A 22,504-nucleotide genomic window follows, 5' to 3' on the forward strand; every position below is an offset into this window, starting at 1 on the left:
GGGATGGGAATGACTGACGCAATCGGCGGGCTGAGATTCCCGATCCTGATCGGCGACATCGGCGGCACCAATGCGCGCTTCTCCGTCGTGCTCGACGCCAATGCCGAGGCCGGCGAGCCGCACATCGTCCAGACCGCCGATTTCGAGACGATCGATGCCGCCATTCAGGCCGCCGTGCTTGACCACTCCTCGGTACGGCCGAATTCGGCGGTGCTGGCGATTGCCGGGCCGGTCGACGGCGATGAGATTCCGCTCACCAACTGCCCATGGGTGATCCGGCCCAAGGTGATGCTGCGCGATCTCGGCTTCAGCGATGTCGTTGTCTTGAACGATTTCGAGGCGCAGGCGCTCGCCGTGGTGGCACTCGGCGACGAACACATGGAAAAGATCGGCGGCGGCGAACCCGAACCCAATGCCGGTCGGGTCGTGCTGGGTCCGGGTACCGGTCTCGGCGTTGCCGGACTGATCCACGCGCTCGGGCACTGGATTCCGGTGCCGGGCGAAGGTGGACATATGGACATCGGCCCGCGTACGCCGCGCGATTTCCAGGTGTTTCCACATATCGAGAAGATCGAAGGCCGCATTTCCGGTGAGCAGATCCTGTGCGGGCGCGGACTGGTCAATGTCTATCGCGCGGTCGCTGCAGCCGACGGCAAGACCGCTCCCTTTACCAAACCGGCCGAGATCACCGCGGCAGCGCTGGCAAAATCCGACCCTGTCGCAGAAGAAGCATTGTCGCTGTTCGTGACCTGCCTCGGCCGAACGGCGGGCGATCTGGCGCTGGTGTTCAAGAGCCGCGGCGGCGTCTTCCTCACCGGCGGCATTGCCCAGAAGATCGTGCCGGCGCTGAAAGCGGGGAATTTCCGCGCCGCCTTCGAGGACAAGGCGCCGCACAGCGAGATGATGCGGTCCATGCCTGTCTATGTCATCACGCATCCGCTGGCCGCGCTGGCCGGGCTCGCAGCCTATGCGCGGGCACCATCCCTGTTTGGCGTCGAGACCGACGGGCGGCGCTGGAGCGCCTGAGCCGCAAGCCAGCCTGTTGGTTCTGATCGCAAAACCACAGCCACCTCGCGGAACCTGCCGCCAAAGCATTTTGCGCGCGTTGCCCATTGGCCATAGGCAAGGACGGCCGATGAGGCTAATAGGATGCCCGACGCCGCAGGGCGACCCGACGAATACAGCGCGCGGACTGAAATTTGGCTTCCAACGAACCAAAAAGAAGGGCTGACCCCAGCGAAGTCTTCGCTGTGTTACGCCGCATCTACCAAGAGGCCGGTCGCGGGCACCTGAAATCCTACTGGCTGGCGGCATTCTGCCTGATCGCCCTGGCCGCGACCACCGGTGGCGCGGCCTGGATCATGCAGCCCATGATCGACGACCTCTTCTACAAGCACCAGTACGACAAGGTGCCGTGGATCTGCGGCGCCATCATCGGCATCTTCCTGGTCCGCGGTCTTGCCACCTATGGCTCCGCCGTGACGCTCGCCAAGATCGGCAACAGCATCGTCGCCTACTATCAGAAGCGCGTCTTCGGCCACCTCATGAAGCTGGGCATCGACTTCTACACCGAGACACGGTCGGGCCAGCTGGCGGCGCGCATCAACGAAAACGTCGCCGGTATCCGCGATCTGTTCTCGATGACGCTGAAATCGATCGCCGGCGACCTCGTTGCCCTGATCGGCCTGGTGACGGTCATGGTCTATCAGGCGCCCTTCCTGGCAGCCAGCATCTTCCTGATCGGGCCGCCGCTGGTCTGGGCGGTCAGCTACATCATGCGCCGCGTGCGCCGTGTCACGCGGGAATCGGTCGAGATCAATTCGCATCTGATCGGCGCCATGCAGGAATCGGTGCAAGGTATCGCGGTGGTGAAGGCCTTCACCATGGAAGAGCAGCTCACCCACAAGATCGGCGACCTCGTCGACCGGGCGGAGTCCCGCTACAACAAGATCGCGCGTGTTTCGGAGCGGCTGGCGCCGGTCACGGAAATGCTGGCCGGTTTCGCCATCGCCGGCGTCGTCGCCTATTCGGTGTATCGTTCGGCTTACAGCAGCCAGCCGCCCGGCAATATCATGTCGTTCATCACCGCATTCATGCTGGCCTATGATCCGGTCCGGCGCCTTGCCCGCACCCAGGTCAATGTCGAGCGCGCCATGGTCAATGCGCGCATGATCTACGAATTGCTCGACATCGAACCCCGGCAAGGCGATGCCGAGGGAGCGAAAGAGGCCAAGGTCGAAAAGGGCGAGATCCGCTTCAACAACGTGACCTTTGGCTATTCGGCTGACCAACCTGTCATTCGCAATCTCAGCTTCACCGCCGCGGCTGGCAAGACCACCGCGATCGTCGGGGCATCCGGCGCCGGCAAGTCAACCCTCGTCGCCCTGCTGCAGCGCTTCTACGACGTCGATGGCGGCCTGATCGAAATCGACGGCCAGGATATTTCCAAGGTCACCAAGCGGTCGCTGCGCGAGTCGATCGCCTTCGTCTCGCAGCAACCCTATTTGTTCGAAGGCACGATCAGCGACAACATCCGCTACGGCCGTCCGGATGCCGGTGACAAGGAAATCGCGTTCGCCGCGCAACAGGCCGCCGCGGACGAATTCATCCGCCAGCAGCCGCAAGGCTATGACACGCCGGTCGGCGAAAATGGCGTCACACTTTCAGGCGGGCAGCGCCAGCGCCTGTCAATCGCACGCGCCATCATCCGCCAGGCACCGATCCTGCTTCTCGACGAGGCCACATCGGCGCTCGACAATGAATCGGAAGCCCGCGTCCAGCAAGCGCTGGCCGCCATCATGCGGGACTGCACGACCATCGTCATCGCGCACCGGCTGTCAACGGTGGTCAATGCCGATCATATCGTCGTGCTCGAGCAAGGTCAGCTGGTCGAGCAAGGCACGCACAGCGAGTTGCTTGCCAGGCCGAACGGTGCCTATGCCCATTTCTACAACCTGCAAGGCGGGCAGGGGCTTGGCCTGGTCGATGACGGCAAGGTCGAAGCGATCGCAGACAGGGCCGATGGAACGACCGGGGGATAACGCATGAGCGAGATGAAGCTGGTGGTGGTGGGTGCCGCGGGCCGCATGGGCCAGGCTCTGGTCCGCGCCATCGCCACGATACCCGGGGCGACCGTTGCCGCCGCCGTCGAGCGCAGGGGCTCCCCTCACGTTGGCAAGGACATCGGCCAGATCGCCGGCATCGGCCCGATCGGCGTGGCGATCGGTGACGATCCGCTGCCGGCCTTCGCCAAGGCCGACGGCGTGCTCGACTTCACCTCGCCCGCCGCCACCGTCGAGTTCGCCGGCTATGCCGCCCAGGCGCGCATCGCCCACATCATCGGCACCACCGGATGCTCGGACGAAGACGATGCGGCGATCGCCGCCGCCGCGCGCCACGCCACGATCGTGAAATCGGGCAATATGAGCCTCGGGGTCAATCTGCTCGCCGTCCTGGTCGAGCAGGCGGCCAAGGCGCTCGACCCGGAGGATTTCGATATCGAGATCCTCGAAATGCACCATCGCCAGAAGGTCGATGCTCCCTCGGGAACCGCCCTTCTGCTCGGCGAGGCGGCCGCGGCCGGTCGCGAGATCGCGCTGGCTGAAAACAGCGTGCGCACGCGCGACGGCCATACCGGCGCGCGCAAGGCGAAGACCATTGGCTTTGCAACGCTGCGCGGCGGCTCGGTGGTCGGCGAACATTCGGTGTTCCTTGCCGGTCCGGGTGAGCGCATCACGCTCAGCCACCACGCCGAGGACCGCGCCATCTTCGCCCGTGGTGCCGTCAAGGCGGCGCTCTGGGCGCACGGCCGCAAGCCCGGCCTCTATTCCATGCGGGACGTGCTCGGCCTTGGCCGGAACGCCTGAAGAATATTCGCAAAGGAGAAAACATGTCGCGAACTCTCGTGCTCGTGCGCCACGGCCAGAGCGATTGGAACCTGAAGAACCTGTTCACCGGCTGGCGCGATGTCGACCTGACCGAACAGGGCCACGCCGAGGCCAAGGCCGCCGGCGCCAAGCTGAAGGCACGCGGGCTGAAGTTCGACATCGCCTTCACCTCGGCGCTGCAACGCGCGCAGAAGACCTGCCAGCACATTCTCGACGCCGTCGGCCAGAGCGACCTGAAGACAGTACGCGACCAAGCTCTCAACGAGCGTGACTATGGCGAGCTGTCGGGCCTGAACAAGGATGACGCCCGCCAGAAATGGGGTGAAGACCAGGTGCATGTCTGGCGCCGCTCCTATGATGTGCCGCCGCCCGGCGGCGAAAGCCTGAAAGACACCGGCGCGCGCGTGTGGCCCTATTACCTGCATACGCTGCAACCGCATGTGCTCTCCGGCGGCACCGTTCTGGTCGCGGCCCACGGCAATTCGCTGCGGGCACTGATCATGGCGCTGGACGGCCTGACGGGCGAAGAGATCGTCAAGCTGGAACTCGGCACCGGCGTGCCGGTCATCTATCAGCTCAACGCCGATTCGACCGTGGCCTCGAAGGAAGTCCTGGCCTGAAACAGGCTCCGGTTCTGGGCGGGGCGGCCGCGTTGTGACAATTTGCCGGCGCCATCGGCCGGCATTTGTGCGCTGCCTTCGCATTGCATGAAAAAAGCGCGTTGACAGGGTCCGTCTGCCCGCTTACATGAGCGCCCACCAGCCCAGATGGCGGAATTGGTAGACGCGCACGGTTCAGGTCCGTGTGCCGCGAGGCGTGGAGGTTCGAGTCCTCTTCTGGGCACCAAGTTTCCGCAGCTGCTTCGACACGAAGCCGCTAGCATTTGCAAAAAGCCCGGCCATGCCGGGCTTTTTCATTTCCGGTCCCTGCAACACGCCGACCTGCAGGTTTCCCACACTCGACAGATGATTTTGTCCGGCGATGGAAGAACCAGGCCGGTTTTGAGCCGCAGGATAATCCGCTGTGTGGCAACGGCAGAACGATCCAGCGACAACTCAGATTTCATGGAAGAGTTCTGGAATTGTACTTGGAGATCAGACTCGTGCGCGCTACTGGGATCCTGTCTTCGGGTGCCGCGATTCGCAATCTGCACTGCCCAATCGTCGGACAATAGTCTGACAGACTGTTTCCTGGTGTTTCAAAACGTGTGCACCTGCCACGGAATCGCCCGAAACGCGCCGGATTTGCCGCCGCATTTCACCCTACGGCCTCCGAACGATTAACGGAGCCGTTCCCTCGGGATGACTATCAACAAGAAGAAGGCCGCCCTTGCCGCGGTCACCGTCGCAGTCGGCCTTGCCGCCGGCGCGTCCACCTCCTCCGCCGCTGCGCAATGCGGCCGCGCCTCCTGGTATGCCCTGCACTCGAAGACTGCATCGGGCGAGCGCATGAACCCTTCAGCCCTGACTGCCGCTCATCGCAGCCTGCCTTTCGGCACCCGGCTCAAGGTTACCAACAAGAACAACGGCAAGAGCGTCGTCGTGCGCATCAACGACCGTGGCCCGTTCATCAAGGGTCGGGTGCTCGATCTGTCGCGCGGTGCTGCCAGCCAGCTGGGCTTCGTCAGCTCCGGCCACGCCGCCGTCTGCATGGCCAGGGTCTGATCCGGCCATTGCCTGAAAGCAAAAGAAAAAGCGCCGCCCCGTAGCGGCGCTTTTTCTTTGATTCGACCAATGGCGCGGCGCCCCCTCTTCTCACGTCCAAGCAGTGTCTTCGCACCTGCACCCATAGCCGGCTGGGCCTCCCGCCCGGCTTTTTCCAAGGCTTTGGCCTAAAGTATGGGGATAACTCACCCAACGTGATCTATTGCGCCGCAACAATTTCTTGTTAACTTCGTTGCGACAGAGTGAAGCGGCTGGGCCGCTTGTCGCCCTTCGTTCCAAGGGCAGCGGAGACCGTTTTAGATGTTCTACCAGTTCTATGAGATGAACCATGCTGCCTTGCAGCCGGCACGTGCTTATGCCGAGGCGGTGCGGGTTCTCTACACCAATCCACTCAACCCGTTTTCGCACACGCCATGGGGCCGCTCGGTCGCCGCAACGGCGGAATTGTTCGAGCGCACCACGCGCCGTTACGGTAAGCCGGCGTTCGGCCTCGACAAGACCGTGGTCGACTGGAAGCCCGTGCCGGTGACGGAGCGCGTCGTCTGGTCGAAGCCGTTCTGCAACCTCATCCATTTCCAGCGCCAGCTGCCGGCGGGTCGTCGCAGCGACCCGAAGCTGCTGATCGTGGCACCGATGTCCGGGCATTACGCGACGCTGCTGCGTGGCACGGTGGAGGCGATGCTGCCTCATGCCGAGGTCTACATCACCGACTGGGTCGACGCGCGTATGGTCCCGCTCTCCGCTGGCCATTTCGACCTCGACGACTACATCGACTATGTCATCGACATACTGCACGAGCTTGGGCCCGACACCCATGTGATGGCGGTGTGTCAGCCCTCGGTGCCCGTGCTTGCGGCGGTGGCGCTGATGGAAGCGCGCGGCGATCGTTTCGCGCCGTCCACCATGACCCTGATGGGCGGCCCGATCGACACGCGGCGCAACCCCACCGCGGTCAATCTGCTGGCCGAGGAAAAGGGCATCGACTGGTTCCGCGACAATGTCGTCATGCCGGCGCCATGGCCGGTGCCTGGCTTCGGCCGCGAGGTCTATCCGGGCTTCCTGCAGCTTTCCGGCTTCATGAGCATGAACCTCGACCGGCACATCATCGCCCACAAGGACTTTTTCATGCACCTTGTGAAGAACGATGGCGACAACGCCGAGAAGCACCGCGAATTCTACGACGAATATCTGGCGGTGATGGACCTGACAGCCGAGTTCTATCTGCAGACCGTGGAAACCGTGTTCGTGCGCCATGCCCTGCCGAAAGGCGAGATGAAGCATCGCGGCACCAGGGTCGACCCGAGCGCCATCCGCAACGTCGCGCTGTTCACGGTCGAGGGCGAGAATGACGATATCTCCGGCCTTGGCCAGACAGAGGCGGCGCACAGCCTGTGCGCGAACGTCCCTGCCGACATGAAGGCACACTACATGCAACCTGCCGTTGGCCACTACGGCGTGTTCAACGGCTCGCGCTTCCGCTCGGAGATCGTGCCGCGCATCGTTGACTTCATCACCAGCTACGGCCGCAGCAACAGGGTCGCCGTGAAGCGGAAGGCCAGCAAGCCGGCTCAGGCTTGATCACGTATTTGTGAATAGGGCGGTATGTTGCCGCCATTTTGCGTGCGGATGGTTCGCAGAACCCTGCCGCCGCATCGTTATTTTCCTGACTGGACCGGATTTCGCGTGAAATCGGCATCGCCGGGTGTTGCGCAATCAGCGCAATGACGACGGCGCGGTTAACCCTTTCGGTGAATCCGCCACAGGGACGAATTGACACGCCATGTAAATCCTCATTAACGTTTCGTTAATAACAGGGGCGAGCGGGGGACGATGAATTCCTCACCAGCGACGCAAGGTTTGCGTGTCTTTGCGGCTGCGGCGATCGGGATCGCTGCTGCGGTCTGGGCGGTGCCCTCAGCCTCCGCGGCGGGAGCCATGGCAACCGGCGGCCCGACCACCCAGCCCATCGGCCACTACGAATTCTGCAAGACGCGTCCAGCCGAATGCTCGGTTCGTCCGAAGGATCTGGCGCCGGCCAGGCTGACGTCCGCGCTGTGGGGCAAGCTGACCCGCGTCACCGCTTCGGTCAACGCCGCGGTCAAGCCGCTCAGCGACCTGGAGATCTACGGCAAGGATGAGGTCTGGGCCTACCCGGACAAGGGCGTCGGCGACTGCGAGGACTATGTGCTCGAAAAGCGTCGCCGGCTGGCCAGGCAAGGTATTTCCCTCGCGAACCTGCTGGTGACGGTCGTGCGCAAGCCGGATGGCGAAGGCCATGCGGTGCTCACCGTGCGCACCGACAAGGGCGATTTCGTGCTCGACAACCTGACCGACAAGGTCAAGCCCTGGGATCAGAGCGGCTATCGCTTCCTGAAGCGCCAGGCCATCGACAACACCGGTCGCTGGGTCTCGATCCGCGAAGGCCAGCAGGTGCTGGTGGGCGCTGTTCAGTAGCGGTTTCTTTTCGCCATACGCTGCGCTGCGGCCAGGCGGACGTCGTCGAGCGTCAATCTATTCCAGAAGCCGTCCTGCACGATGTGCAACGTATTCCCGCGTGCCTGACAGAGCGAGGCACGTTCGGAAAACGTGCTTTGCAATGCATGGCGAAAACGAGCCACGTTTTGGACTGCGTCTCGAAACTCCAGCAAGGTGACACGATCCTTGTGAGGGGAGTAACCGCCGACGATCATGGCGCCTTCCGAGTCGCAGGCCAGCGAATGCCCGCCCGTGACCGTCGTCTGGCGGATCCTGGTGCGGCTGGTCGCTGTCGCGATTTCGACGATTGGAAAATCGGTATAGTAGTAGGCCCACGCCGTACCGCGACTGACGTTCAGGGCATAGCAGTCGGCCATGGATGGATCGTCAAGCCGCCAGAGGACGTTGCCCGATGGATCGAACTGAACCAGGCCCGCCATGCTGATGGGCGCCTTGGTTCCCGGCAGCTTCCAGCCATCGTTGCCGAATACGCCTTCGTCGAAATAGCCAACCCAGATGTTGCCGCGATCATCGCATTGCAGATGCTCGATTCCGTCGCCGAGACAAAATCGGTTGGCGACGCCCCCTTTGTCGTTGAACAGCATCGCGTTCGCGTCGGTCGGCCTGCAGCGGGCACTGGCGACGATCCAGCCGCCGTCCTGATGGGTGTCAAAGACCGGAAACGCCGTCTCCAGGGGAAATTCGATCGTCCCGTACTCCGTCATGCCGTCGAAGATCGACAGCCTGGCCATCGCGTCCTTGGTCAGCAGCGGCCGGGCAGCACCTTTGGTTTTTACGTTGCGATACCAGTTTCCCGTGACATCGCAGGTGGATCTGAGCAATGCCAGAAGTCCGTCGCCCGTGATGGCATAGGAAACGTCGAACCAGCCGGGTTCCGGTTCCGGCAGAGGTGCGAAGGGAGAGGGCTGAAGAATTTCGATCAAGACGGGACCCTGGTTCGGCTGGGATCGTCATTCGAGAGTGAGTCGCCGCGCGTGGCAATACGGCCGATGGACTGCTCCTCAAGCGGCTTGCGACAAACGCTCCGGAGCCATGCGATACGAAATCGCCTCGGCCAGATGGATGCGCCCGACCGTTTCGCAATCATCGAGGTCGGCCAGGGTGCGCGCGACTTTCAGCACGCGGTGGTAGGCGCGAGCGGAAAAGCCGAGCTTTTCGCTGGCTTCGCTGAGCAGGGCAAGGCCAGCCGTATCCGGCGCCGCGATCGCCTCGATCATGGCTGGCGAACAATGGGCATTGAGCGCAACGCCGGTCATGCCTTGAGCCTCGAAACGCCGGCGCTGGGTCGCGCGCGCCCGCGCCACCCGCTCTGCCACAACCGCGCTCGGCTCCGCCTGATCCGGGCGGATCAGATCGCTGGCCGAAACGGCCGGCACATCGACCCTGAGGTCAATGCGGTCGAGCAGCGGTCCTGAAATGCGGGCCTGATAGTCGGTCCGGCAACGATCGCCGCGCAGGCAGCGATAACCGGGTTCGCCGGCCATGCCGCAACGGCACGGGTTCATCGCCGCGACCAGCTGGATGCGCGCCGGATATGCAACGCGATGATTGGCGCGCGCAATCACACAGTCGCCGGTTTCCAAGGGCTGGCGCAGCGCATCGAGCGTCTGCGGCGAAAATTCCGGGAATTCATCGAGGAAGAGTACGCCATTGTGGGCAAGCGACACCTCTCCGGGACGTGCTCTCACGCCACCGCCAACCATTGCCGCCATCGAAGCCGAGTGATGGGGCGCACGAAATGGCCGCCGGTCGGTCAGCTTGCCACCGGCGAGTTCCCCGGCAACCGAGGCGATCATCGAGACTTCCAGCAATTCCTTCGGTGCCAGCGGCGGCAGGATCGAGGGAAGACGCTGTGCCAGCATCGACTTGCCGGACCCGGGCGGGCCGACCATCAGCAGATTGTGGCCGCCAGCGGCCGTCACCTCCAGCGCACGCTTGGCACTTTCCTGGCCTTTGACATCGGCGAGGTCCGGCAGGTTGCGTGCGCTCTGATGCACGCCGGGTTCCGGGCGTGACAACACCTGCGTGCCGCGGAAATGGTTGGCCATCGCGATCAGGCTGCGTGGCGCGACGATATCGATGTCGGGGCCGGCCCAGGCCGCTTCTGGGCCACAGGCGTGCGGACAGATCAGCCCGCGCCCTTCGGCATTGGCGCCGACCGCCGCCGGCAGCGCACCCGCCACCGCCGCGATCGTGCCATCCAGCGAAAGCTCGCCCAGCACGACATAGGAGGCGAGCATGTCGCCCGGTATGGCGCCGAGTGCAGCCATCAGGCCAAGCGCGATGGGCAGATCGTAGTGGCTGCCTTCCTTCGGCAGATCCGCCGGTGCCAGATTGACCGTCACCTTGCGCGCCGGCATCGACAGGCCGGAGGCGTGAAGCGCCGCCTGGACGCGTTCGCGGCTCTCGGCCACCGCCTTGTCCGGCAGGCCGACGATGGACATGCCGACCTTGCCCGGCGCGATCATCACCTGCACGTCGACCGGCACGGCCTCGATGCCCTGGAACGCCACCGTGCGAACGCGAGAAACCATCCGAGCCCCCAGGCGGGCAGCCTACCCGCATGGCCGCAACGGCCACGAGGTCAAGAAAAGCATGGTTTCCCGATCAGATCAAGAACAATACATGAACAAACACACTTGCAGAATGTCGTCGCGTTGCCGCATCGGCGAAGCAACGGAACGGCCGCGGGAAGGTCAGCCGCGCTTGGCTTCCACCGCATCCCAGAACAGGGCGGCGATGTCCGCGCCACCGAAGCGCTTCACTTCGCGGATGCCGGTCGGCGAGGTGACGTTGATCTCGGTCATGTAGTCGCCGATCACGTCGATGCCGACGAGGATGAAACCGCGTTGCTTCAGCGACGGACCGATACGGGCACAGATCTCGCGCTCCCGCGCGGTCAGGTCCGTCTTCTCCGCCCGGCCGCCGACATGCATGTTGGAGCGCGACTCGAATTCGGCGGGCACGCGATTGATAGCGCCGACCGGTTCGCCGTCGATCAGGATGATGCGCTTGTCGCCCTTGCGCACGTCCTTCAGGTAACGCTGGACAATGTAGGGTTCGCGGAACAGCTGGCCGAACATCTCCAGCAGCGAGGCCAGATTGCGGTCGGCCTCCTGCAGATGGAAGATGCCGGCGCCGCCATTGCCGTAGAGCGGCTTGACGATGATGTCGCCGAACTCCTTGCGGAAAGCGGCCACTTCCTGCGGATCCTTGGTGATCAGCGTCTCCGGCATCAGGTCGGCGAATTCGGTGACGAAGATCTTCTCGGGGCTGTTGCGCACCCAGGCCGGGTCGTTCACCACCAGCGTCTTCGGATGGATGCGTTCAAGAATATGCGTGGTGGTGATGTAGTTCATGTCGAAGGGCGGGTCCTGGCGCAGCAGGATCACGTCCATCTCGGCGAGATCCGTACGCACAGCCTCGCCGAGCGTGAAGTGGTCGCCCTTGACGTCGCGCACCTGCATCGCCTCGATGCGAGCGAAGACCTTGCCATCCCGCAATGACAGCCGGTCCGGTGTGTAGTGATACAATCTGTGACCACGCCGCTGAGCTTCCAGGGAGAGCGCGAAGGAGGTGTCGCCGGCGATGTTGACGGTCGAGACATGGTCCATCTGGACGGCGACTTCGAGGGACATGCAGGGTCTCCAATCTGGAGCAATTCCAGCAAGAGTACGCAGCGGTTCTGCGTTCGGAATTGCACGATAACAAAGAGTTAGAGCGTCCCGCGTTTCCGCGAAAAGCGGCAACGCTCCAACGAGCAGGACATGAAGCGACGCGCCTCAACCTGTCAAGCGCCGCAACCGCCTAACCGGTGACACCAGCGGTGGAAGGCGCAAGAGCATCGACCTCAGGCGTTGATGACGATCAGACCGCCGACGATCAATGCCGTGCCCAGCATATATCGCGCCGTAAGGGCCTCACCAAGCAGGCCCCAGGCAAGGAGCGGCACGACGCAGAAGGTCATCGCCATGAACGGATAGGCGACGGTGAGCGGTACGGATTTCAGCACATAGACCCAGACGATCGTGCCGATGCCGTAGATGGCAAAGGCGGCGAGCAGGTAAGGATCCAGGATGGTTGCGATCAGGCCAGCCAGGTCGGCCGCGCCGGCGCGCGCGCTTGTGAGCTTGAAGAGGACCTGACCTGCCGAAATCATCAGCGGCGTCAGCACCAGACCCGCCAGCACAGGAAAAGGCAGCGCGCCGACCACGATCAAGCCCCGGGCCGGTCTTCGCAGTAGAAGATGTCGCGTCCGACATCGACACAGACATGGCTGGTCGGCACCGGATGCATCGCACGCAGGAACGAGTGCGTGTAGGGGAAGAAGTTGAAATGCGGATTGAAGGAATAACGGTATTCCCGCTCGCGCGGGACGACGATGATCAGGCGTTTGCGGGCAATCCGCCGCAACTCGGCAATCGCCTGCCGATATTCGAGGACGTGCTCGATGACATGGGTGCAGACCACGGTGTCGAAGGCGCCATCCTCGAAAGGCAGATCCTCGATGCGCGCGGCGACATAGTCGATGCCGTCGATGGCGGCCGCATCCTCGACAACGAAGTCGACACCGACATAGCGGCCGCCTTCGCGCGCCGCGCGAATACGTTTCAGCAGAATGCCGGTGCCACAGCCAACATCGCAGACCGACTGACCGACCGTCGAGGCGATGATCTTCTCTATGCAGGCCTGCGAGTTGTCCGTGCCCTCATGAACCCGTGGATGGTCGCGATAGAGCGTCTCGTACTCCTCCGCGGTCAGGAAGGGAGCACGTTCGCGAAAGGAAGCCAGCCGCGCGATATGGTCGCCCCAGGCCAGGCTGGCGACAGAGCGGAACAGCCGCGAGTCGCGGATGACCGGCGGCAGGACATCTTCGAGTACAAAGCGGATGCGATTGGTGGTTTCGCGGTTCAAGGAGATTTCTCCAAAACGATTGCTGTCAAGCCGCCCTGTTCGACGCATCTGGCGTGGAGGCGGTACTGTTCTGGCGACCCGGCATGCTGAGATAAAAAATGCGCTTCTGCTCTGCCCGGCCCCGCGAGACGGAATCGAGGACCAGTCCGGTTGCCAGCATCAGCATCGACAGAAGCAGCAGTCCGACCGAAAGCACCCAGGTGGGAATGCGCGGCACGAGACCCGTTTCGGCGAACTCGACAAACACCGGCACGCCCAGGACCGCGCTGGCAGTCAGCAGCAAAATGGAAATCGCCCCAAAGAAGCGCAGCGGCTGCGTCTCCTTCATCAGCATGGTGAACATCCAGAGAATCCTGGCGCCATCCTGGAACGTTGACAGTTTTGAAGACGATCCCTCGACGCGACGGCCATAGTCGAGTGCGATCTCGCTGACCGGCAGCTTGAGCTGCGAAGCGTGTACCGACATCTCCGTCTCGATTTCGAAGCCGCCCGACACCGCCGGGAAACTCTTGACGAAACGCCGGCTGAAGACGCGGTAGCCGGAGAAGATATCCGTGAAATCGCGTCCGAACAGGCGCTTGTACAGGCTGTTGAACAGGCGATTGCCGAAAGCGTGGCCTTGCCGCCCGGCATCGTTCGTGACGCCGCGCCTGGTGCCGACAACCATGTCGCAGCGCTCGGTAAGCAGCGTATTGATGAGCAGAGGTGCGTCCTCTGGCGCGTAGGTGCCGTCACCATCGGCCATCAGGTAGATATCGGCATCGATGTCGGCAAACATGCGCCGCACGACATTGCCCTTGCCCTGTCTTGGCTCGCGCACGACGACGGCGCCGGCAGCGCGTGCCTTCAGCGCCGTAAGGTCTTTCGAATTGTTGTCATAGACGTAGATCGTCGCGACGGGCAGCGCCTCGCGAAACCGCCGCACGACATCGGCGATGGTCAGCTCCTCATTGTAGCAGGGCAGCAAGACCGCAATCGTCGGTTCATAGCGGACTTCGTGTACCATCGCTGTTTCTCGCTGGACCCCGGCGACCGAGCGCTGGAGGCTGACTTTACTATTTATTGAAGCCGTTAAGGCTAGGTTTAGACACATCTGGGTTTGGGGGCTTTTCGATGGGCGCGGCCGAAAATAGGGCCTCGGGCTGGCGGCGTGATCTTGCCTGGACGCTTGTCGTCGCGCTGGTGGTGCTGACAATCAGTGCCATCGGCGGCTTCAAGACGATGAGCAACAGCAATGGCGACAATGACAGCCTGCTCAGACTCGTAGAAGTGCGCGATTTCATGGCCGGCCAAGGCTGGTTCGACCTGCATCAGTACAGGATGGGTCCGGAAGGTGGATTCGTCATGCACTGGTCACGGCTGGTCGACGTATTGCTCAGTGCTTTGATCCTGGTTGCAAAGGCTTTCGGCGCGCCCACATGGCTTGCCGAAAGCTTCGCCAAGGTGGCTTGGCCGACGCTGATGTACTGGCTGACCGCTTTCTTTGTCGTTCGGGCCGCGCGACGCCTTGGCGGTGATGCGGTGGGCCTCCCGGCGATGATCATCACCGGTGCCGCGCTGTACTTCATGGGTATTTTCGCACCCGGCGACATCGACCATCACAATATCCAGCTCCTGCTCGTCATGGCTGCCGTCAATTTCCTGCTCGCCGCGCCCGACTGGCGCCCAGCGGCCATGCTGTCAGGAACCTGCGCTGCCCTGAGCCTGGCAATCGGTATGGAAACCGCGCCGTTGGTTGCGGCAATCGGTTCGTGTGTGGCGGGTTTGTTTCTCTTCTCCGGAAGGCAGGAAGCGCCCACTGCGGCCGGTTTCGGGCTTGGTTTCGCCGGCGTTTCGCTATTGGTCCTTGTGTTGACGGTTGCCCCTTCAAACTGGGGAACGGCGACCTGCGATGCTTTCTCAGCGGTCCAATTTGCCGTTGCCTTCATTTGCGGAATCGGGCTCGCCGCCGCCGCTTCAGTCGACCGGTTCAATGCCAGCGTTTCGCGTAGGCTACTGGCCCTCGTTCTGTTGGCAGGCATTGTCGCCGTCGTCGTAATCCTGCTGTTTCCACAGTGCCTGCAGGCGCCGTTCGCCAATCTCGACCCCCGCCTGCACACACTCTGGCTGAACAACGTCGAGGAAGCACAGTCGCTGTTCCAGCTGATGAAACACGATCGCGCGTCGGTCGTCGGCTGCTATGTCACGCCGCTGATTGCACTGGTCCTTCTCGCCTTCCGTCTGATTCGTGGGGACCGTCGCCGCGTGGTCTACGTCATGACCGCGCTGCTGCTCATGGCCTTTGCCGTCAGCATCTGGCAGGTCCGGGGCATGGTATTTTCAGTCACCCTGGCGGTCATTCCACTCGCAGCCTGGGTGGCGATGTGGCGCGAACGCGCAGCAAGATCGCCGTCGTTGCGTACGTCTGTGGCAATGGTGCTGGCCTGGCTGATCTCGCTCAACGTGACATGGAGCACGGCGGCCCGGTCGACGACGATGTTGACCAACACCGCGCGAGAGAGCGCCGCTGAAAGCAGCGCGAGCGGATGCAAGGGCTCACTCGACTACGCCGTGCTGGCCGGCATGCCCGCAACCACGGTGCTGGCAGTCTCCAATCTCGGCTCACCGATCCTTGCCTACACCGACCATCGCGTGTTGGCCGGCCCTTATCACCGCAATGTCGAAGGCAACCTTCTCGTTCTGGACGCCTTCACCGGTCAGGCTGCAATGGCTCGGACAGTCGTTCGAAACCAGCATATCGGACTGGTCGCGCTCTGCCGCTCCGATCCCGAAGCCGGCAATCTCGTCGACGCGGCGCCGAACGGTTTCCTGGCCGAACTCCTCGAAGGCCAATTGCCAGCCTGGCTGGAACCCGTGCCCGGCACGGCAGGCCAGCCGCTCGAGCTTTATCGCGTCAAACCCGACTAAGCTTCAGCCTGCCGGCGTCGTTCGCTGAGAAAGCGCCGGCTTATATTCGAGATACCTTTCTTAAACGGTTTGCTGTCACTCTGATAAGAAATTCCAGAATAAGAACAGGGACGCCGATGCAAACCTCGTTTGGCACCGGGCAGACGAATAGGGAGAATACGGATCTGGCCTTCACCGATCCGTTGACCGGCCTCGGAAACCACCGTCGTTTCTTCGACAAGGTGGAACGCTTGATTGCGGACCGTTCGGACGATCCGGCCCCTTTTGCCGTCGGCATTCTCGACCTCGACGGTTTCAAGCCGATCAACGATCTGTTCGGCCACAAGGCCGGGGACGACATCCTGATCCAGGTGGCGATGCGCCTGCGCGCTTCCATGGACAGCCATTCCACGGTCTGTCGTATCGGCGCGGATGAGTTCGCCTTTCTCTACCCGATGGTGTTCAGCGAAGAAGCCGCCACCGAGCGGGCGCGCATGCTGATCGAGATCCTGTCGGCGCCCTATGATGTCGGCGAGCGCACCGCCAGGCTTTCGGCCTCCACCGGCTGCTCGCTGTTCTATTCCGGCGAGGAGACGACCGAGATCCTCATCAACAAGGCGGAGACGGCGCTTTACCACGCCAAGCGCTCCGGCCGCGGCAAGGTCGTCGTCTATACTCGCGAGATGGAAGAGGCGGCCAAGCGCGTCACCCGCATCGAACAAGCCCTGCGACGCGCGGTTTCAGCCGGCGAGGTCGAGCCGCATTTCCAGCCGATCGTCGATCTCGGCACCCGCCGCACCATCGGCTTCGAGGCTCTGGCGCGCTGGTCGGATCCAGACCTCGGCCCGGTCTCTCCCGCCGTCTTTATTCCGATCGCCGAAGAGCGAGGCATCATCGGCCCGCTGTCGCAGCTGGTGCTGCGCAAGGCAACGGAGGCAGCACGCGGCTGGCCCGGCGATCTGTTCCTGTCCTTCAACCTGTCACCGTCGCAACTCGTCGACCAGAACACCGGGCTGCACATCCTGTCGATCCTTGACCGTACCGGTTTCGATCCGCGCCGGCTGGAGATCGAGATCACCGAGACCGGCCTGATGAACGATCCGATTTCGGCCGAGAAGATCGTCGAAGATCTGCGCCGCGTCGGCATCCGTGTCTCGCTCGACGATTTCGGCACCGGCCAATCGTCGCTCGGCCGCCTGCGCGAATTCAACTTCGACAAGCTCAAGATCGACCGCGCCTTCGTATCGTCCATCCTGGAGGATCGTCCGTCCGAACACATCATCCGGGCCATTCTGGCCATGTGCGAAGGGCTCGGCATGGATGTCGTGGCCGAAGGCATCGAGCAGGAGGCGCAGGCCGACCGGCTCGTGCAGTTCGGCTGCGCCGGCGGTCAGGGCTATCTGTTCGGCAAGCCGGCCAATGCCGATGCGACGCTCGGTTATCTGCGGGATTCCTTTCGCGGCGCCTTGCGCGCCAAGGCGATCTGAAATCTGAAACGTTGCCAGACCGCCGGTCCTCACGGATTGGCGGTTTTTCTTCCCGTTTCCCATTTGTCCGACAAAATGATGCTATAGGCACTTTCGCGCTTGCTCCGTCCAAGCCGCTGGCTAGGATGCGGCGCCGTCAGACCAGAGCGCCGCACGTCCTCTCGGACGCGCAAAGGACGCTCTAGCATTTTTGAAGGGCGCATCGTGCTTTCCGAAAATCGGTTCCGATTTTCGGGCCGATGCGCGAGTGGAGGAACGCATAATGATGCCATCGGCGCGGTTTGCCGATCTGGAAGGCGCGTCGGTGCTGATCACCGGCGGAGGTACCGGCATCGGCGCCAGGCTGACGGAAGGCTTCGCCCGGCAGGGAGCCAAAGTCGCTTTTGTCGATATCGCCGAAACACCGAGCCAGGCACTTTGCGATGAAGTCGCGGGCCTGACCGGCAACAAACCGCTGTTCCTCAATGCCGACCTGCGCGACATCGAGGCGTTGCGGCAGGCGGTGCAGACAGCCGACCAGGCACATGGACCGATCAGTGTCCTGGTCAACAACGCCGCCAACGACATCCGTCACACCGCCGAGACGGTGACCGTCGACGAATGGGATGACAATCTTTCGATCAACCTCAGGCCGCATTTCTTCACCATTCAGGCCGTCGTGCCCGGAATGAAGAAGCTGGGCCGCGGCGCCATCGTCAATTTCACCTCGACATCCTTCATGCTGAACATCGGTGACATGCCGGCCTATACGGCCGCCAAGGCGGGCATCATCGGCCTGACCAAGGGCCTGGCCGGCCGCTATGGCAAGGACGGCATTCGCGTGAATGCAATTGCGCCCGGCTGGGTCATCACCGAACGCCAGCGCCAGCTCTGGGCTGCCCCTGGCAAGGTCGAGGCCCATATCGCACGACAGGCCATCCCGCGTGAGATGCATCCCGATGACATGGTCGGGCCATGCCTGTTCCTGGCATCGGATGCCTCAGCCATGCTGACGGCACAGACGCTGATCGTCGACGGAGGACTGCTGTGAACGCCACACCTGCGATCGCCGCTATCGACTGGGGCACGACCCGGCTGCGCGCCTGGCTGCTTGCCGGCGACGGCAAGGTGCTGGCCGAGCGGCGAGGCGACGACGGCCTGATCACGGCGCGCGAAGCCGGCTTTGCAAACGTGCTCGAGCGGCACCTCGCGGCAATGGACGCACCGGCAACCTTGCCCGTGGTCATCTGCGGCATGGCCGGCTCGCGCCAGGGCTGGATCGAGGCGTCGTACGTCGATGTGCCGGCGCCGATCAATGCCATCCTGCAAGGCGCTATCCGCGTGCCCGATACGGCGCGCGACGTGCGCATCGTCCCCGGCCTGGCCCAGCGGCGGGCGGATACGCCGGATGTGATGCGCGGCGAGGAAACGCAACTGGCCGGCGCGGATCTCCCGGCCAGGGGACAGCATCTTGTCTGCATGCCCGGAACCCATTCGAAATGGGTGGTGGTGGAAGATGGCGCGGTGACCGGTTTCGGCACCTGGCCGACGGGCGAATTGTTTTCCGTGCTGGCGACCCATTCGATCCTGCGCCATTCGCTTGGTGAACAGCCGGCAGCGGTCATCGCAGGCAATGAAGGTTTTCGGTACTGGTGCCGGGAAGCCCTCGAAGACGGCGGCGATATCTCGTCGCGCCTGTTCGCCATTCGCGCTGCCGGACTGCTGCAGGATCTGAAACCCGCCGAGGCCGCCGCCCGTCTCTCCGGCCTGCTCATCGGCGGCGAAATCGCTTCGGCCAGACGGCGCTACGGAAGCGCCGGCGGGCCGGTGGTGCTGGTAGGCTCGGGCGCGCTCGCTGCACTCTACGCCGAGGCGCTGGTTTTATCCGGCCTTCAGGTTCGATCCGTCGACGCCGATGCCGCCGTGCGCGCCGGGCTGTTTGCAGCCGCACGAGAAAACGGCATGATTGCCCGCAAGGAAGACACAGCATGAACCCAACCGCGTCGTTCCCGAAACTGAAGCGTGGTCTCGTTGCCATCCTGCGCGGCCTGCATCCGAATGAAGCGGTGGCTGTAACCGAAGCGATTTACCGCGCCGGCATAGAAGCCATCGAAGTGCCGCTGAATTCGCCTGATCCATTCACGTCCATTGCGGCGATCGTGAAGGCGCTGCCGGAAAAGGCGCTGGTCGGTGCCGGCACCGTGCTGACCGCTGACGATGTCGACGCCTTGAAGCTTGCCGGGGGGCGGCTTCTGGTCAGCCCGAATATCGACGCGGATGTCATGCGCCGTGCCGCGCACCACGGCCTGGTCACCATGCCCGGCGTCCTCACCCCTACCGAAGCCTTCCAGGCAATTCGCCTTGGCGCCTCGGCACTGAAGTTCTTTCCGGCAAGCGTGCTCGGTGCGGGAGGCATCGCCGCCATGCGCGCAGTCCTGCCGGCAGCCACTCTGGTGGGGGCTGTGGGCGGCGTTTCGGAAAAGGACTTCGCCGGCTACAAGACGGCCGGCGTCAGCGTCTTCGGGCTGGGCTCCAGCCTGTTCAAGCCGGGCATGACGGTAGCCGATGTAACCGCGCGCGCCGAAGCTGCCGTTACCGTCTGGGATCAGGTTTTTGGAGAACAAGCATGACCGGCATCGTTTCGATCCTGTCCGACTATGTCTGCGAACTCGGCGAAGGCCCGAGCTATGATCCGACAACGGGCAAGCTCTTCTGGTTCAACATCGTCCATGGCCAGTTGCTGGAGCGCGGCCGCAGCGGCGCCACCAAAGCGCACGACCTCGGCCAGATGGCGAGCGCAATCGCCATCGTCGATGACAAGCGGCAGCTGGTTTTCACCGAGACCGGCCTGCATCTGCGCGACGCCGCGACCGGCAAACTCACGCTTCACACCTCGATCGAAGCTGAAAACAAGAGCACCCGCTCCAATGATGCGCGCGTACACCCATGCGGCGCCTTCTGGCTCGGCACCATGAGCAAGACCCATGAAAAGAAGGCAGGCGCCATCTACTGGTTCTTCAAGGGCGAGCTGCGCAAGCTCTACGACGGCATCACCATCCCCAATTCCATCGCCTTCAGCGAAGATGGTACCGTCGCCTACTATGTCGACAGCAATGAAAAACTACTGATGCGGGTCGACTGCGATCCGAAGACCGGACTGCCGGTGGGCGAACCCAGGCTGTTCGGCGACCATCGGCAGAGTGTCGGCGATGTCGACGGCTCGGTCGTCGATCGCGACGGCATCCTGTGGAATGCGTGCTGGGGTGCTGCTGCCGTCAATGCCTATGCGCCGGACGGCAAGCTGGTGCGTTCCATCCGCATGCCCGTCACCCAGCCGTCCTGTCCGGCTTTCGTCGGCGCAAGCGCGGATCGGCTGGCCGTGACGTCGGCATGGGCCGACCAGGACGAAGCGCAGCGGGCCGCCGATCCCGATGCCGGCAAGACGTTCGTGATCGATTTTCCGGTCCGGGGCCGGTTTGAGCCACGCGTGCTGATCTGAACGGCCAGCATTGTTCTGGTCGCTGGCGTTGCCGCGCAGGTCGGTTTCGTCGGAACCGAGAGACCGACCAATAGCGAGACTGGTTCCAATTCCATGGGTCCAGCCGTTATGCCGCAGCCACGCCTTTTCCTTGTCTATGAACCGGAGAAAGCCTGTCTCGACAGGCTTGTGAACCAGGGCCATCCTCGAGAGCGTGCGGCCGAAATTTCGTCCTACCTCGCCCAGTCGACCGATCTCGCGCCCGAATTTGCCGAGATCTGGCGCGAAGCGAGCAAGCGGGGCATAACCTTCACGCCGCTGGAGCTGGATGAAGCAACCGCTGCGATCGCCGGTGCAGACCCTGCCAACTCACTCGTTTGGACGCTGACGGACGGCATCGCCTATTTCCGCGGCGGCACAGCCCCTGCCTTGGCTAGGCTGGCAGGGCTGAAGGCGGTCGGCGCGGACGATTCCCTCTTTGCGCTCTGCCAGGACAAGTTCCGCTCGGGTGCCGTGCTTTCCGCTCTCGGACTGCCGGTGCCACAGGCTGGCCTTGCCCGTGACGGCCACTGGCTGGCCGAACCACCTGCCAGCCAAAACGGCTGGTTCGTGAAACCGAACCGGCTCGGCGCCAAGATAGGCATCTGGCCGGATTCGCATTGTCGCGACTTAAGCCAGGCATTGGAGCTCAGCCGCCGCGTCTTCTCGCATTACCGCGACGATGTGGTGGTGCAGCCCTATGTCGCCGGCCGCAATGTGCGCGCGAGCTTCCTCGACGTGACAGGACATGCCGACATCTCGTCGCTGGGAGTTTTCCTGGTCGATTCCGGAGGCGATTTCCAGACCATGGCCGACAGCCTGGCGCTTTACGGCGACACCGGCGCCGCGGCCAGGGCAACCGGTGTCTATGCCGAGCCTGAACTTGTTGCGCTCGCCGCCTCGCAGCCCGCGGCGGATGCCGAGATCCGCCGCATCGCCTCCAGGCTGATGGCCGGTCTTGGTCTGCGCGATGTCTTTTCCATCGATCTGCGCGTCGATGCGGACGGTACGGTTCATCTGATCGAATTCGAGGTCTGCCCCGGCTTGCCCTGTTTCGATTTCCGCGCCTATTGTCGCGCGCAGTGGTCGATGAGCCTTGCCGAGGCCATGGCCGAAACCGCTGCCCGCCGCCTGGCGAGCTGAAATCAAGAAATCCGACGCTAGAGCGTTTCCGTTTTTCACGGAAACGCTCTAAGTTTTTGTTTTCGCCGCATTTTTGTAACGCCAAGTGATTCCACTTGGCTACAAAATGCTCTATCGGATGGTCCGCGCCGACCGCGCGGGCGAGGGAAGGAATCACGACATGAGCGAAGCGTATATCTGCGATTATGTTCGCACGCCGATCGGCCGGTTCGGCGGGGTTCTTGCCTCAGTTCGTGCGGATGATCTCGGTGCCGAGCCGATCAGGGCACTGGTGGCGCGCAATGCCGGTATCGACTGGGAAGCGGTCGACGACGTCTATTATGGCTGCGCCAACCAGGCCGGCGAGGACAACCGCAACGTCGCCCGCATGGCAGCGCTCCTGGCCGGCCTGCCGGTCTCGGTGCCGGGTTCGACCGTCAACAGGCTGTGCGGCTCCGGCATGGATGCGGTGGCCATCGCCGCCCGCGCCATCAAGGCCGGCGAGGCCGAACTGATGATCGCCGGCGGCGTGGAATCGATGAGCCGTGCCCC

Annotated in this window: 21 protein-coding genes and 1 tRNA gene; 16 read left to right on the plus strand and 6 right to left on the minus strand. The window is 63.2% G+C overall.

Annotated features, from left to right (window positions below; all coding sequences use genetic code 11):
- Positions 1-9: 9 nt before the first annotated feature.
- From ACFWYE_RS27160 to ACFWYE_RS27195, 8 genes are all read left to right on the plus strand, one after another.
- Positions 10-1,026 (plus strand): glucokinase, encoded by a 1,017-nt coding sequence (locus ACFWYE_RS27160; protein ID WP_379115229.1) that lies wholly within the window; start codon positions 10-12, stop codon positions 1,024-1,026.
- Positions 1,027-1,199: 173 nt separating this feature from the next.
- Positions 1,200-3,041, plus strand: a complete 1,842-nt coding sequence (locus tag ACFWYE_RS27165; protein ID WP_379064780.1) for an ABC transporter ATP-binding protein — start codon at positions 1,200-1,202, stop codon at positions 3,039-3,041.
- Positions 3,042-3,044: 3 nt separating this feature from the next.
- Positions 3,045-3,866 carry a 4-hydroxy-tetrahydrodipicolinate reductase gene (gene dapB, locus ACFWYE_RS27170; RefSeq protein WP_379115230.1) on the plus strand — a complete coding sequence of 274 codons (822 nt, stop codon included), beginning with the start codon at positions 3,045-3,047 and terminating at the stop codon, positions 3,864-3,866.
- Between the two features lie 23 nt (positions 3,867-3,889).
- Positions 3,890-4,507 carry a 2,3-bisphosphoglycerate-dependent phosphoglycerate mutase gene (locus ACFWYE_RS27175; RefSeq protein ID WP_379115231.1) on the plus strand — a complete coding sequence of 206 codons (618 nt, stop codon included), beginning with the start codon at positions 3,890-3,892 and terminating at the stop codon, positions 4,505-4,507.
- 141 nt (positions 4,508-4,648) lie between these two features.
- Positions 4,649-4,733: transfer RNA gene (locus ACFWYE_RS27180), tRNA-Leu, on the plus strand.
- Between the two features lie 455 nt (positions 4,734-5,188).
- Complete coding sequence (locus ACFWYE_RS27185) at positions 5,189-5,551, plus strand: septal ring lytic transglycosylase RlpA family protein (RefSeq protein ID WP_379064786.1); 363 nt, start codon at positions 5,189-5,191, stop codon at positions 5,549-5,551.
- Between the two features lie 300 nt (positions 5,552-5,851).
- Positions 5,852-7,129, plus strand: coding sequence for a polyhydroxyalkanoate depolymerase (locus ACFWYE_RS27190; protein ID WP_379115232.1), 1,278 nt, complete (start codon positions 5,852-5,854; stop codon positions 7,127-7,129).
- Between the two features lie 252 nt (positions 7,130-7,381).
- Positions 7,382-8,005, plus strand: coding sequence for a transglutaminase-like cysteine peptidase (locus ACFWYE_RS27195; RefSeq protein ID WP_379115233.1), 624 nt, complete (start codon positions 7,382-7,384; stop codon positions 8,003-8,005).
- Here the strand turns inward: ACFWYE_RS27195 and ACFWYE_RS27200 are convergent.
- The 6 genes from ACFWYE_RS27200 to ACFWYE_RS27225 all read right to left on the minus strand — a co-directional run bounded on the left by ACFWYE_RS27200 (position 7,999) and on the right by ACFWYE_RS27225 (position 13,967).
- Positions 7,999-8,778: a hypothetical protein gene (locus tag ACFWYE_RS27200; RefSeq protein WP_379115234.1), complete on the minus strand. Its 780-nt coding sequence runs from the start codon at positions 8,776-8,778 to the stop codon at positions 7,999-8,001. The two genes, ACFWYE_RS27195 and ACFWYE_RS27200, sit on opposite strands and share 7 nt — an antisense overlap.
- 270 nt (positions 8,779-9,048) lie before the next feature.
- A complete protein-coding gene (locus ACFWYE_RS27205) occupies positions 9,049-10,581 on the minus strand; it encodes a YifB family Mg chelatase-like AAA ATPase (protein WP_379115235.1) in 1,533 nt (510 codons plus the stop codon).
- Positions 10,582-10,743: 162 nt separating this feature from the next.
- Positions 10,744-11,685, minus strand: coding sequence for a glutathione synthase (gshB, locus tag ACFWYE_RS27210; protein WP_379115236.1), 942 nt, complete (start codon positions 11,683-11,685; stop codon positions 10,744-10,746).
- A gap of 212 nt (positions 11,686-11,897) precedes the next feature.
- Positions 11,898-12,260 (minus strand): transporter, encoded by a 363-nt coding sequence (locus ACFWYE_RS27215; protein WP_379064798.1) that lies wholly within the window; start codon positions 12,258-12,260, stop codon positions 11,898-11,900.
- A gap of 2 nt (positions 12,261-12,262) precedes the next feature.
- A complete protein-coding gene (locus tag ACFWYE_RS27220; protein WP_379064800.1) occupies positions 12,263-12,961 on the minus strand; it encodes a class I SAM-dependent methyltransferase in 699 nt (232 codons plus the stop codon).
- Positions 12,962-12,986: 25 nt separating this feature from the next.
- Positions 12,987-13,967, minus strand: a complete 981-nt coding sequence (locus ACFWYE_RS27225) for a glycosyltransferase (protein WP_379064802.1) — start codon at positions 13,965-13,967, stop codon at positions 12,987-12,989.
- Positions 13,968-14,074: 107 nt separating this feature from the next.
- On the opposite strand from ACFWYE_RS27225, the gene ACFWYE_RS27230 reads away from it, so the two are divergent.
- From ACFWYE_RS27230 to ACFWYE_RS27265, 8 genes are all read left to right on the plus strand, one after another.
- Positions 14,075-15,868: a GtrA family protein gene (locus tag ACFWYE_RS27230; protein WP_379115237.1), complete on the plus strand. Its 1,794-nt coding sequence runs from the start codon at positions 14,075-14,077 to the stop codon at positions 15,866-15,868.
- 116 nt (positions 15,869-15,984) lie between these two features.
- Positions 15,985-17,334, plus strand: coding sequence for a putative bifunctional diguanylate cyclase/phosphodiesterase (locus ACFWYE_RS27235; protein WP_379064806.1), 1,350 nt, complete (start codon positions 15,985-15,987; stop codon positions 17,332-17,334).
- Between the two features lie 262 nt (positions 17,335-17,596).
- Positions 17,597-18,364 (plus strand): SDR family NAD(P)-dependent oxidoreductase, encoded by a 768-nt coding sequence (locus tag ACFWYE_RS27240; protein WP_379064808.1) that lies wholly within the window; start codon positions 17,597-17,599, stop codon positions 18,362-18,364.
- Positions 18,361-19,305, plus strand: coding sequence for a 2-dehydro-3-deoxygalactonokinase (locus ACFWYE_RS27245; protein ID WP_379115238.1), 945 nt, complete (start codon positions 18,361-18,363; stop codon positions 19,303-19,305). The genes ACFWYE_RS27240 and ACFWYE_RS27245 overlap by 4 nt, the downstream gene beginning before the upstream one ends.
- On the plus strand, positions 19,302-19,943 hold the full coding sequence (locus ACFWYE_RS27250; protein WP_379115239.1) for a 2-dehydro-3-deoxy-6-phosphogalactonate aldolase: 642 nt from the start codon (positions 19,302-19,304) through the stop codon (positions 19,941-19,943). The genes ACFWYE_RS27245 and ACFWYE_RS27250 overlap by 4 nt, the downstream gene beginning before the upstream one ends.
- Positions 19,940-20,812, plus strand: a complete 873-nt coding sequence (locus tag ACFWYE_RS27255; protein ID WP_379064814.1) for an SMP-30/gluconolactonase/LRE family protein — start codon at positions 19,940-19,942, stop codon at positions 20,810-20,812. Before ACFWYE_RS27250 ends, ACFWYE_RS27255 begins: the two co-directional genes overlap by 4 nt.
- Positions 20,813-20,920: 108 nt before the next feature.
- Entirely contained in the window at positions 20,921-21,973 is a 1,053-nt protein-coding gene (locus ACFWYE_RS27260) for a D-alanine:D-lactate ligase-like protein (protein ID WP_379115240.1), read from the plus strand.
- A gap of 160 nt (positions 21,974-22,133) precedes the next feature.
- Positions 22,134-22,504, plus strand: a 371-nt coding sequence (locus ACFWYE_RS27265) for a beta-ketoacyl synthase N-terminal-like domain-containing protein (protein WP_379115241.1), incomplete at its 3' end; no start/stop codon positions are given.

Source organism: Mesorhizobium sp. NPDC059025, assembly GCF_042739655.1.
GTDB lineage: Bacteria > Pseudomonadota > Alphaproteobacteria > Rhizobiales > Rhizobiaceae > Mesorhizobium.

Bases quoted from the DNA above. Each gene is read 5' to 3' on its own strand.
- ACFWYE_RS27195 (WP_379115233.1), top strand. From the start codon at position 7,382: ATGAATTCCTCACCAGCGACGCAAGGTTTGCGTGTCTTTGCGGCTGCG.
- ACFWYE_RS27160 (WP_379115229.1), top strand. From the start codon at position 10: ATGACTGACGCAATCGGCGGGCTGAGATTCCCGATCCTGATCGGCGAC.
- ACFWYE_RS27255 (WP_379064814.1), top strand. From the start codon at position 19,940: ATGACCGGCATCGTTTCGATCCTGTCCGACTATGTCTGCGAACTCGGC.
- ACFWYE_RS27260 (WP_379115240.1), top strand. From the start codon at position 20,921: ATGCCGCAGCCACGCCTTTTCCTTGTCTATGAACCGGAGAAAGCCTGT.
- gshB (WP_379115236.1), bottom strand. From the start codon at position 11,685: ATGTCCCTCGAAGTCGCCGTCCAGATGGACCATGTCTCGACCGTCAAC.
- ACFWYE_RS27240 (WP_379064808.1), top strand. From the start codon at position 17,597: ATGATGCCATCGGCGCGGTTTGCCGATCTGGAAGGCGCGTCGGTGCTG.
- ACFWYE_RS27185 (WP_379064786.1), top strand. From the start codon at position 5,189: ATGACTATCAACAAGAAGAAGGCCGCCCTTGCCGCGGTCACCGTCGCA.
- dapB (WP_379115230.1), top strand. From the start codon at position 3,045: ATGAGCGAGATGAAGCTGGTGGTGGTGGGTGCCGCGGGCCGCATGGGC.
- ACFWYE_RS27225 (WP_379064802.1), bottom strand. From the start codon at position 13,967: ATGGTACACGAAGTCCGCTATGAACCGACGATTGCGGTCTTGCTGCCC.
- ACFWYE_RS27250 (WP_379115239.1), top strand. From the start codon at position 19,302: ATGAACCCAACCGCGTCGTTCCCGAAACTGAAGCGTGGTCTCGTTGCC.
- ACFWYE_RS27175 (WP_379115231.1), top strand. From the start codon at position 3,890: ATGTCGCGAACTCTCGTGCTCGTGCGCCACGGCCAGAGCGATTGGAAC.
- ACFWYE_RS27235 (WP_379064806.1), top strand. From the start codon at position 15,985: ATGCAAACCTCGTTTGGCACCGGGCAGACGAATAGGGAGAATACGGAT.
- ACFWYE_RS27190 (WP_379115232.1), top strand. From the start codon at position 5,852: ATGTTCTACCAGTTCTATGAGATGAACCATGCTGCCTTGCAGCCGGCA.
- ACFWYE_RS27200 (WP_379115234.1), bottom strand. From the start codon at position 8,778: ATGGCCAGGCTGTCGATCTTCGACGGCATGACGGAGTACGGGACGATC.
- ACFWYE_RS27205 (WP_379115235.1), bottom strand. From the start codon at position 10,581: ATGGTTTCTCGCGTTCGCACGGTGGCGTTCCAGGGCATCGAGGCCGTG.
- ACFWYE_RS27230 (WP_379115237.1), top strand. From the start codon at position 14,075: ATGGGCGCGGCCGAAAATAGGGCCTCGGGCTGGCGGCGTGATCTTGCC.